Annotated in this window: 10 protein-coding genes, 1 tRNA gene and 1 pseudogene; 5 read left to right on the top strand and 7 right to left on the bottom strand. The window is 54.0% G+C overall.

Going from position 1 to position 11,020, the window contains the following annotated elements; all coding sequences use genetic code 11:
* Positions 1-102 precede the first annotated feature (102 nt).
* Positions 103-546: pseudogene (locus IM300_RS22655) on the top strand (tyrosine-type recombinase/integrase); the annotation flags it as partial.
* Positions 547-561: 15 nt separating this feature from the next.
* Here IM300_RS22655 and IM300_RS11070 read toward each other — a convergent pair.
* Positions 562-638: transfer RNA gene (locus IM300_RS11070), tRNA-Arg, on the bottom strand.
* Positions 639-941: 303 nt separating this feature from the next.
* On the opposite strand from IM300_RS11070, the gene IM300_RS11065 reads away from it, so the two are divergent.
* From IM300_RS11065 to fimZ, 3 genes are all read left to right on the top strand, one after another.
* Positions 942-1,604, top strand: a complete 663-nt coding sequence (locus tag IM300_RS11065; RefSeq protein WP_063868950.1) for an EAL domain-containing protein — start codon at positions 942-944, stop codon at positions 1,602-1,604.
* Positions 1,605-1,628: 24 nt separating this feature from the next.
* Complete coding sequence (locus IM300_RS11060; protein WP_193036482.1) at positions 1,629-2,345, top strand: response regulator transcription factor; 717 nt, start codon at positions 1,629-1,631, stop codon at positions 2,343-2,345.
* 808 nt (positions 2,346-3,153) lie between these two features.
* On the top strand, positions 3,154-3,786 hold the full coding sequence (fimZ, locus tag IM300_RS11055) for a fimbria biosynthesis transcriptional regulator FimZ (RefSeq protein WP_063451623.1): 633 nt from the start codon (positions 3,154-3,156) through the stop codon (positions 3,784-3,786).
* 50 nt (positions 3,787-3,836) lie between these two features.
* Here the strand turns inward: fimZ and sfmF are convergent, their stop codons facing one another.
* The 6 genes from sfmF to fimA form a co-directional block, all read right to left on the bottom strand.
* Complete coding sequence (sfmF, locus tag IM300_RS11050; RefSeq protein WP_193036480.1) at positions 3,837-4,358, bottom strand: fimbria assembly protein; 522 nt, start codon at positions 4,356-4,358, stop codon at positions 3,837-3,839.
* A 9-nt stretch (positions 4,359-4,367) separates the two neighbouring features.
* Complete coding sequence (gene fimH / locus IM300_RS11045) at positions 4,368-5,375, bottom strand: type 1 fimbria D-mannose specific adhesin FimH (protein WP_063868959.1); 1,008 nt, start codon at positions 5,373-5,375, stop codon at positions 4,368-4,370.
* Positions 5,368-7,926, bottom strand: a complete 2,559-nt coding sequence (locus IM300_RS11040; RefSeq protein ID WP_064910886.1) for a fimbrial biogenesis usher protein — start codon at positions 7,924-7,926, stop codon at positions 5,368-5,370. Before IM300_RS11040 ends, fimH begins: the two co-directional genes overlap by 8 nt.
* A gap of 14 nt (positions 7,927-7,940) precedes the next feature.
* On the bottom strand, positions 7,941-8,633 hold the full coding sequence (gene fimC / locus IM300_RS11035; RefSeq protein ID WP_193036478.1) for a type 1 fimbria chaperone FimC: 693 nt from the start codon (positions 8,631-8,633) through the stop codon (positions 7,941-7,943).
* A 34-nt stretch (positions 8,634-8,667) separates the two neighbouring features.
* Complete coding sequence (fimI, locus tag IM300_RS11030; RefSeq protein ID WP_063451628.1) at positions 8,668-9,210, bottom strand: type 1 fimbrial protein subunit FimI; 543 nt, start codon at positions 9,208-9,210, stop codon at positions 8,668-8,670.
* 69 nt (positions 9,211-9,279) lie between these two features.
* Complete coding sequence (gene fimA / locus IM300_RS11025) at positions 9,280-9,843, bottom strand: type 1 fimbrial major subunit FimA (protein WP_074161078.1); 564 nt, start codon at positions 9,841-9,843, stop codon at positions 9,280-9,282.
* Positions 9,844-10,152: 309 nt separating this feature from the next.
* On the opposite strand from fimA, the gene folD reads away from it, so the two are divergent.
* The gene (folD, locus tag IM300_RS11020) at positions 10,153-11,019 is read left to right on the top strand and encodes a bifunctional methylenetetrahydrofolate dehydrogenase/methenyltetrahydrofolate cyclohydrolase FolD (RefSeq protein ID WP_063451630.1); all 867 of its coding nucleotides are present in this window, start codon (positions 10,153-10,155) and stop codon (positions 11,017-11,019) included.
* Position 11,020: the final 1 nt, after the last annotated feature.

Below are 11,020 nucleotides of genomic sequence, written 5' to 3'. Positions count from 1 at the left end.
ACATATATGTAGACAAGAAAAGTATAAAGATCTCTAAGCTTTCTCATAAGTTAATAGCTGCATAGCCTATGAATAAAATGCGCACCATCAGGTGCGCATTGTAATAGCACATCTAATAAAGCTACTGGTGTAGCACTGAATGACACTGCATATATAACTCTGCATACTCAAAATAATAAGCATTATAAAGAGATATACGTCAACACTAAGTCAAAGCATTTTCCATATGTACATAATACACCCACCGCCAGGAAGACGCGCAATGATGATTTAGCACATAAAATACAGTGTACCGTCATGTAGATATTGATAAGTTTACTATTTTAAGACACGCGACATTTCGGGCAAGTTGGTTAATTCAATTAGGGGTTCCGTTATCCGTTCTCCAGGAGAGGGTGGATGAAAAGCATCGAAATGGTCCGTCGTTATGCTCATATGGCACCGAACCATTTAAGCGAACACGCACGAAAAATTGATGCCATTTTTGGCAACCATGACACAAATACGACACAAGGAGAAAATCAGGCTGGTTTGAAACTGGCGTAAGTGCCTGTTTCTAAATGGCACGCCCTGTAGGATTCGAACCTACGACCTACGGCTTAGAAGGCCGTTGCTCTATCCAACTGAGCTAAGGGCGCACGGAGAAGAGTATACTTCGCGGTGGTGAAACGCCTGGAATTATACGGTCAATGCGTAGTGAGTCAATGCCTTTTCCGCCTTCTCTGCCGATAATGACTAGCTGATTGTAAATACGGCTGTTTTTTCAACATTTATGCTCCTTTTACGGGCTGCGAAAAGGCTTAGCCGCTTTTAAGTAACGCCTGCTGTTTTCCTGTTTACTTCGCCGTCACACTGTCCTGCGGTATCCCGGCCACCTGGAGGCTGGAAGTGAACAGGACGACGGAGTGACAGCGCCAGACCAGACAGGTTTCCCCTCGTGCGTGCAGCACATCTCACGCGACATTACAGGCATCAAGCTTGAACCCATTGTCGCTCTCTCCTCTTCCCGCACAATTGGGGCCGAAGTGCTCAGCGTGCTGTCACCGCATCAGCAAAGCGAAGACTTTTTCCGCGACTGGTCCGCCGCCCGGGCGCTTATGCTGCTGGAAGCCCAGATCGCTGCGTTAAAAAATCCCTCTCCCTGTGACAACCTTTTCATAAATGTGCCGATAACCGTTCTGACCATCCCGGATATGTTCCAGCGCTTACTGCAACTTAACAGCCCGCCGCTGAACATTGAACTCGTGGAGCCCGCCTCGTTCTTTTCCCTCTCAGACCCGACACGTCTGAGGGTAAGTTGTGCGCTTCAGCAGTTGACGGCGCAGGGGCATCGGATCTGGCTGGATGATATTGATGAAGCGTCAGGGCGCGCATTTTTATCCTGCCGTCTGCCGTTAAGCGGAATCAAAATCGATAAGATGGCTTTCTGGCGACTACGTGCAACGCCAGCGCTGACGCAGCTGGTCGGTCTTTGTTCAAAAATTGCTGCCAATGTGCTTATAGAAGGCATTGAAACAGAAAAGGATCGTGAGTGTGCGCTTCAGGCTGGCGCGCGCTTCGGTCAGGGATATTATTGGCCATCCTGGAGATGGCAGGAGGACTGAACGGTCATCGCCAAGAGGGAAGCTATGCGAATGACAGTACGCCGTTACCGGCGTCGTCGGACAGGAAGTGATTCACTGGGTTCTACGCACTCGCCTTTTGCTCTCCCATTTTTTGATCGTCTCGAATATTTGAGCCAGTCAATCAACCAGACCCGCAAAACCGATGCTCCCTTTATCGTTCTGGTCACACAGGATAACTTTTTCCGTTCCGGTTTTCTGAGCGGGCATTCGCCCCTGAGCAATTGCTGCGACTACTCCACGCTGGAAGCAGCCCTCAGCGATTTGAATCAATGGCCTTCATCACGTCTGGTGGTAGACGTAGAGAGCCGCGCCTCGCCGCTGATTGACCTGCTGGACCGATTACGACGCCACAGTCTGTACCCTCCCTTCCTGACCCCCTACCTGCTCATCCGCGCCGATGATTACGATACACGCCTGTTTTGCAAAGCGGCTGGCCCTTTTCACGTGCTTGAACGGCAGCTTTCGGCGCTGGCTATGCAACAAACGTTGCTGGAGCCGCCGTTTCCCGTCGGTCACCGGAAAGAGTGGTTTTCCAGGGAAGAATGGCCAATCTTACAGGCGCTGTCGCAGGGTCGCTCCCTGCGTCAGATCGCGCAGTTACAGAACCGCCCCTATAGCCGCATTATTTACCGTCTCAGCTGCATCCTGGCGAAACTTGGGCTGAACCATCGTCACGAGTTGCTACATCTTCTCAACAACCTCTCAGATTTCACGTATTAACGTATTCAATAACCCCTTAATCCCTAAAGACCTTTAGGAAAATACTTAGGATATATGTTAAATTTTTGTGTTTTTTAACAAAACTTTCGATTTTATAACTATTCCTAATTCTTCGCCCTCAACCGCGCGAAATGCTGTTTATCTGCTCAATCAGAGTACTTTTATCCAGGGGTTAAGGACCTGACGTTTTCGTTAACAGAGTGATAATGGTGTAAAAACAAGCGATTTACGTGTAAATAAACGCGATGAGAGGTGAAGAAAACAGCAGATAGTGCTGTTCAAACGCCGGGATCTTAAGCCTGGCCTGAGGTGTTTATAAAGGGGCGATGACGTGCGAAAGCGCGGATATCAGGGGTGGCGAGCGGGCAGGATGACCTCCGTCACAGACTGCGTATTGTTAACATTTTAGCAACATACAGTAATATCGTTTATTTTTTGTTATTACATAAAGATGAAAGTGTGTGGTAAATGCAATATCAGGACATTTTTGCTAAATTTAAAAAGGTAGCGATTCAGATCCAGAAGATAATAATCAGCAATATATGGATATTAATTTACAGGCTTTTCGGACATTACTTAAACGGTATAATAAGACGTGTTTGACACACTAATAAGAAAAATCATTTTGCCATAACCAGCCTTATGAGATAACTGCGCTGAGGCATCGATATCACACTACGTAAACAAGGATGCTTTCGCTCTTCCCCGGGACATTTACCGTAGAAGGATCTGCGCAATTATCCTTCCGGCTTTTCGAGAGTTTTTACAAAACTCAGCATAACGCTTTTAACAATCTGAGGCATAAAAAATGAAACCGGCATCCGTTATCATTATGGACGAACACCCTATCGTCAGAATGTCGATAGAAGTCCTGCTACAGAAAAATAAAAACATCCAGGTAAAACTGAAGTCAGGCGACAGCCACGAAGTGCTTGACTGTATACGCAACCACCCTATCGACCTGGTCATTCTGGATATTGAAATGACGGGCACGGACGGGTTCGTATTATTGAAAAGAATCAGGAACTTAAACAAAGACATTAAGGTGCTTTTCCTCTCTTCAAAATCAGAGGCCTTCTATGCCGGCCGCGCCATTCGCGCCGGGGCCAATGGTTTTGTCAGCAAGCGAAAAGATTTGGGAGAAATTTATAACGCAGTGGAAATGATACTGATGGGCTATTCTTTTTTCCCGTCAGAAACGTTGAGTTTTATAAATCATCTGGGCTCCCGGACAGGCGCCGCTGTGGATATGCCTTTATCGAATCGTGAGGTAACGGTTTTGCGGTATCTGGCGAACGGATTATCTAATAAGGAGATTGCCGATCAATTATTACTTAGCAACAAAACAATTAGCGCCCATAAGTCTAATATCTTTTCGAAGCTGGGCGTGCAGAGTATCGTTGAATTAATTGATTACGCGAAAGCGCACGAATTATTGTAACCTGACACTCTCCCTGCAACGGATAACCGTTACAGGGAGAGTGGATTTAATTAATTATAATTAATCATGAACGTTGCATCGGCGTCAGCCCGGCCCGGCTGCGGATTATCCGCCGTGGCGATATAATTGGCATAAAACGACAGCTCTGCATTTCCCTGCGCATCCACCGATACCGTCTGGCTGGCCTGCTGCAAGGCGAGGCGCGTTTTATCCCGGTCGAGGATCTCCACGGCCACGTTGCTGGCCCCGCTGGCATCATTCAGCGCCAGCAGGCTGTTATCATGCCCGTCAACCTTCCCCGTAAACGTGACCGAAGCCGCCCCGGGAGGGCATCCGGTCAGCTTGAGGGTGAACGGCACGGGCTGCGTCCGGCTTCCCGTAGTGCGAAGCTGTTTCGTTGGCCAGGTGCCGAGCGTGACGGTCTTATTGCTGTCGTCCCCCTCCGCCACGCAGGTAAAGTCCACAATATTGCCGTAAAGCTGAATGTTAATTTCCCCAAGCGCCGTCTCTGCATGCGCATGCGCGCAAAGCGTCAGGAGCGCCAGAGAGAGATACCGCATCCCGTTTCGCATTCCCGCTCCTTAGTCGTAGTCGACGCGTAGATAGCCGCGAGAGGTAAAACGCCCCTCGGCAGGTTTTTTACCGGTCACGCTGACGGGCCATGCACGGATCCCAACCTGCGCCTGCGCGCTGTCGTCCAGGCGGAACGGAATTTTGCTGGTCAGGTTGTTCGGCGTCAGCGGCACGCCATTGCTGTTGGCAATCACAAAGCCCACATCCGCGTTATCGGAGACCAGCGTACTGCCTGAAACCTTCTCCGCTTCGACGCGCATCGTGAGCATGGCGTTCGCCTCCACGTTGGTGCATTTTATGCCGATGGTTTTGCTTTGCGCTGAGACTCCCTCCGGCTTATTCCCGATGCCCGCTTTACTGAACAAGGAGGCGCCGATGTCCCCGAAATCGAACTCCACCACATTCCCGGCATTAATCTCACAGCTCTGAGGCACCTGTATGGTTCCGCTATAGCTGATGGTATAGACCGGCGTGGTGAGCGGATCCGAAGAGGTGGTGGTGACGTAAACCCGGAACATGGTCGCCCGCGGGATCACCACCATATTGATAAAGCGCCGGGTCACCTTAAGCCGAAAGACGAGGCTGGAATCCTGAACGCCAAACGGTTTGTTTTTAGACACGTTTGGGTGGCTCCCCATCTGGATGTAGTTTTTGGGGGGATAAAACGTGCCCGCGTAGCTGTCGGTGATTTTCATCGCCCCGTCCAGATAGTCGTTAAGCTTCAGATACTGATAGCCATCGCTGGTGCCCGTGACCGGGAAATCGGTCACATAGCTGCGCTTGGTGGTGTTCCCGGACGTTCCCTTAGGGCAGACGGCGTTCACGCCCACCCACTGGGATTTCTCGCTGAGCGTAACCACCTGCCCCACCTGGTTATTGGAACTGTTGAATTTATCCGTCAGGTCGTAATAGACCTCCGTCGGCACGCCATTTTCATTGACGCAGACGGTGGCGAGCGCGTCAGTTACCGGCAAAAACGCCAGAAGGGATAACCCCAGATAATGGATTTTATTCACAGCGGATCCCCTTAAGTGTGATCGCCTGTTGCAGGCTCTGTTCTGGCAAGCTGTAGGGCGCACGACACTGGGACTGCTTTCCGTCTCCCCACTGAATCAGCAGCTCCCCTTCCAGCGGCAGCCCGCTCAGGTAAATCTGCCCGTCATCGCCCACCATGCTGGTTACGCCGCTCTGCGTCTCACGCACCACCGCACCAAACGGTACGGGCTGGTTATCACGCTTAACGGTGAGCAGCGCGCGCACGCCGATGCGGGTATCGAAGCTGGCGCGCACCAGCGCGCCGTTCGTCGGCACGACGCTGGACACGTTATTTTCAATGTCGGTGTTGTTACTCATGGTGTTGGTATCAAGCGCCACGCGGTTGTAACGGTACACCGTGGCGTACGGCATCACCGCATAGCCACGCCAGTCGGTTTTCACCCCGGTCTGGTTTTCGACGCTCACGCCCGACGCGCCCGGCGCTTTGATCAGCACGTTGGTATCGCCCAGCGGCTGGCTGAACGTTACGCCGTCGGAATGCCCTACCACGCCGCCGGAAAGCTGCCAGTTGAAATCGTGCTGATCCCGGGTGTAGTTGTAGCCCACGCCCAGCGTGCCGTAGGTGGCCTGCCAGTTGGCGCTGGCGCTGCCGCTTGCGCCGTTATTGCTGGCGTGGCCCTGGGTGACGCTATAGTTCAGGTTGCGATCTTTCAGCAGCGTTCCGCTTATCCCGGTCTGCCAGCTGGTATCACCGTTGCTGTTTCGGCTGGAAGAGGCCGTGGCATAGGCTCTGTCGATCGCGCTATCGCGGCGGAAGCCGTGACGGGTGAACAGGCTGAACGGTACGGAGACGTTGAACGAGGCGATACGGTCGGTTCCGTCAATGCCGACGGCTTTGTTCCACGACCAGGATAAGGCATAGCTGACCCCTTTCACCCCGCCCGCATAGCCGAGCTGGTACCAGACGTTGGACTCGCTGGTGCCCCAGTAACTCTGCTGGCTGCCTGAAACGTATACCGAGCCGTAATCGCCGAGAGACTGGGAGATATTGAGCTGGAAACGCCCTTTTTTATTCAGCGTCAGGTTGTGATAGCTCTGCACGTCCGGCACGCCGTCATCATCCTTATCGTCGCCATACTGATAGCCTTCCATTGTGCGCCAGGCCACATCGTCGAGGGTGTAGAAGCCTTTGGTCGAGTAGCGATAGCCCAGCAGCTGGAAGTTGGTGCCGAATCCGTTAAGGGATTTTGCGTACAGGAACCGCAGGGACTGGCCTTCATGGCGGCTGTCATCCGCCAGCTGGCTGCGGGCGTGCGTGAGGTCAAGTGAGACCGCGCCCCAGTCACCGAGGTTTTTCCCTGCGCCAATAGCGATTGCGGTATACCGCGAGGCCAGCTGCGTACCGCCGTACAGCGTGTAGCCGTCGGCAAGGCCGGCAATCATCGTTCCCTGCGTAAAGAACGGCGTGTCCTGCTCGCTGTTGCCGCTGCGATAATCCCCCGCCACCAGATCGTATTTCCAGCGTCCTTCACGCTGGAGCAGCGGTACGGTGGAATACGGTACGGTGTAGCGCTGCTGGCTGCCGTCCTTCTCTTCCACCGTCACCTCAAGGTCACCGCTGGAGGAGGTGGGGTTAAGGTCGGTAATGGCGAAAGCACCCGGCTGCACATAGCTCTGGTAAATCACGTAGCCGTTCTGACGGATCACCACTTTGGCAGGGGTACGGGCGATTCCGCGCACGGTAGGCGCGTAGCCTTGCAGGCTGTCCGGATACATGCTGTCGGAAGAATAGAGCCGACCGCCGCGAAAACCGACGCTGTCGAAGACATCGTTGCCGGTATTGCTGTCGCCGAGCACCAGCTCGCTTTTCAGCGGAATGACCGTACGCTGCGCCCAGGTGCCGATATTTTGCCAGCTGCTGTGCCGCTGGCCGTTGCTTTCGGTATAGCGCCACGCGCCGTTATTGCGTAATCGCCACGCGCCATAGTTGAGCCCACTTTGCAGGTTCAGATAGTAGCTGTCGTCTTCGCTGCCCCGGTTGCCGGTAAAGCTGTAGTTCACCAGCGCGGCGGGGATGCCCTCATCCCACTGTTCAGGCGGAATATATCCCCGGGCGCTGTTTTGCATCGCCACCTGAGGCAGGCTGACGTTAAGGCGCAACGAGGCGAAGTTGAACGCCGTTTCGCTGCCGGGAATAGCCGTGGTAAGCGGAACGCAGGTGTCGCCCTGCACGTTGCTGAGCTCCGGGAAGGCGGCGATATTCACGCCAAAGCGATCGAGCATCGCGCGCGTAATACACGGCGACAACCCGCCCGCGACCGGCGGCGTGTTGTCGGCTTGCTCAAACCGCACGTCCTGGGTGCCGATAAATTCATCGTTACGCCAGATATCGACGCGATAGACGCCCGGGGCCTGCTGATGGCCCTTTTCAAAACGCGACAAATCCGCCACGTTCGCCGCGTCATCGGAGAGAAACGCCGGGTTAAAATAGCTGTCGCCCCAGCCAGCGTGTGGCCAGAGCGTTGCCATCAGCGCCAGCGCAACCGGGCAGTAACGCCATTGAGTGTTCATCGCCCTGTCTCTGCTCACAGGCTGACGCTACGCGCCGGCGTAATGGCACCGTAGTCGTTCACGCTCTGCCAGGAGAGCGTGCCGCTCGCGGCGGCGGGCAGTACCTGCTGTGCCGAGCTTTTAGGCGCAACCATCAGGTTATCGAGCGTCTTGCCGCCGAGCTTCAGGTTGACCAGCGTTACGTAATACGGCGAGGCATTGCTCACCTTAAGGTGGTTGCCGACGCGCTCAAAGCGCAGCTGCGAGAGCGCCTCTTCCGGCGGCATCGCCAGGTTAGCCGGGCGTACAAACAGTTTGATGCGTGACAGAATGGCCAGTTGCAGGACGTTGTTGCCGTCCTGGTGCGTTTTGCTGACCGATGGAATCGCTTTGACGTTCATGTAAAAGAGGGATTCGCGATCGGCGGGCAGCGCCGAGCCTGCGTAAATAATGCGCAGCGTATTTTCACTGGCCGGCTCGCTGACAAACAGCGGCGGCGTGACGACAAAGGATTTTTCCTTTTGCCCGCTGGCGTTTTCTATCCACGCGTTAATTAAATAGCGCTCTTGTTTATTGCTGTTGGTGATCGCCAGCGACGTTTGTTTTGCATCGGCCGGATAAATAACGCGCGTCGCGCCCAGCGCAATTCCGCCGGACGCATTTGCGCAGGCAGACATCATCATCAAAATAAAAGTTAAAAACAGTCCAGGTTTAATCAGGGTGTTCATCACAACCGTACCTTTAATAATTAGTTCGCAGGCGTCAGGGATAAATCAACGTAAACCAGACATTCGACTGAATAGTGCCTGGTACCAGGTGTTCGGAAATAGCCCGATAGCGGGCGCTAAAATGAAATGCCAGTTCGCGGGTATCAATGGGTAACCAGCTCACCGCCGTCGCGTTCGGGATGATTTGCCGTTGCTGTTCGTCAAAAAGCGCCAGCCCGACACCGCTGCTGACCGCGTTTTCCCCTGGCCGCGATGTCGCCAGGAAAACCTGCGGATCTTCTGCCGGTGTGACGCCCTGGAACTGGATCCCGACGGTGCGGGAGACGTCCACGCTACAATCCAGCAGACGTACGGTGAAAGGCACGTTAACCGTGGAAAAGCTGCCGACGCCGGAAAAGGCGTTTGTGCGGTATTGCCCCATATCCACGCGCATATTCTGGCTGTCCGGGGCCACCGCGCAGCCGCCGTTGACCAGCTCTCCTCTGAGGTGAACTTTGCCGCCGTCGATCACCACGGTATGTGCGTTTACCGCTGAGGCAACGGCAAGGGCGCACAGCAATATCCCAGTCCTTGTCATCCTTCGCTCCCGGTATAAGCGATTAAAAGACCTCTTCCCTGAGGCCAACCACATCCCTGTACAAAGGCATTACTCGTATTTCATTACGAATGTTGCGTCCGCGTTTGCCTGGCCTGGCTGGGTGGTCGCAGCCGTAGCTTTATAGCGCGCGGTGAAGTTCAGGGTGTTAGTCCCTTCAATCAGGCTCTGTGCCGCAGAGAAGGTGGCACCGTCCGGGGTCAGCGTGGTGGATTTGCTGTCGAGGATCTCAATGCCTACGCCCTTCGCGGAGTTGTCGTTATTACCGGAGGTTACCGCCAGCAGGGTTTTGTCGGTGGCGTCGATCTGGCCGGTGAACGCAACAGCAGCGGTTTTCGCTACCGCAGGATCGCAGTCGTTCAGTTCGATGGTGAACGGAATATTGGAGGTGGTGTCACCCACTTTAGTGAATTTCGCGGTACGGTACTGGCCGAGATTAACGGTCTGCTCAGAAGAGTCCGTATTTACTGAACACGCGGCATTGACTAATTCACCTTTAAAATGCACCGTACCACCGTTAACAGATACAGGCGTTACAGGATCTTCTGCGTGAGCGGCACCCGCGACCAGGGCCAGAGTTGCAATAACAGTAGAAGCAATGTTGCTGAGTTTCATGTCTATTCCTTTAAAATGTAAATAACCCTTCCCGCACATATTCGGGAATAAGAAATACGTTCAATTAAAAAATTGAAGGCTTATTTCGGAGAAGACAAAGTAGCTCAGTAATCTATTTTGTAATATGTCAAAACGCTGCCATTTTGCCAGGTCACATCCTAATCCCCCCTAAGAAATTGGCCATGCCCTGAGAAGGGGTTTTGCAGGCTATCGGTGAAATCTCGTAAAGGGTGACTGACAGCGGCGCTCGCTTCTGACAAAATACAGGCAATCCCCCCTTCTAACGTTACAGACGGAATCTTCTCTCTGATGGCAGCAAAGATTATTGACGGTAAAACGATTGCGCAGCAGGTGCGCTCTGAGGTTGCGGAAAAAGTGAAGGCGCGTACAGCCGCTGGATTTCGCGCGCCAGGGCTGGCCGTTGTGCTGGTTGGCAGCAACCCGGCTTCGCAAATTTATGTCGGCAGCAAGCGCAAAGCGTGTGAAGAGGTAGGCTTCGTCTCCCGCTCCTACGATCTGCCGGAAACCACCAGCGAAGCGGAGCTGCTGGAACTGATTGACACCCTGAATGCCGATAAAGCAATCGACGGCATCCTGGTTCAGCTGCCGCTGCCTGCGGGCATTGACAACGTAAAGGTGCTGGAGCGCATCGCACCGGACAAAGACGTTGACGGTTTCCACCCGTATAACGTGGGCCGCCTGTGCCAGCGCGCGCCGCGCCTGCGTCCGTGCACTCCGCGCGGCATCGTGACGCTGCTGGAGCGTTATAACATCGACACCTATGGCCTGAACGCCGTGGTGATTGGCGCCTCCAACATCGTGGGCCGCCCGATGAGCATGGAGCTGCTGCTGGCGGGCTGCACCACCACCGTGACCCACCGCTTCACCAAAAACCTGCGTCACCACGTAGAAAACGCCGATCTGCTGATCGTCGCGGTCGGCAAGCCAGGCTTTATTCCGGGCGAGTGGATCAAAGAGGGCGCCATCGTCGTGGACGTGGGTATTAACCGTCTGGAAAACGGCAAAGTGGTCGGCGACGTGGTGTATGAAGATGCCGCAGCGCGCGCGTCTTACATTACCCCGGTCCCGGGCGGCGTAGGCCCGATGACGGTAGCAACACTGATTCAAAATACCTTGCAGGCGTGCGAGGAGTATCACGACGTAGAGGACGCGTAAT

Source organism: Enterobacter cloacae complex sp. I2 (assembly GCF_014896205.1).
Taxonomy (GTDB): Bacteria; Pseudomonadota; Gammaproteobacteria; order Enterobacterales; family Enterobacteriaceae; genus Enterobacter; species Enterobacter quasihormaechei.
The sequence above is the reverse complement of the archived record's forward strand: the minus strand, read 5'-3'. Positions and strand labels throughout refer to the sequence as shown.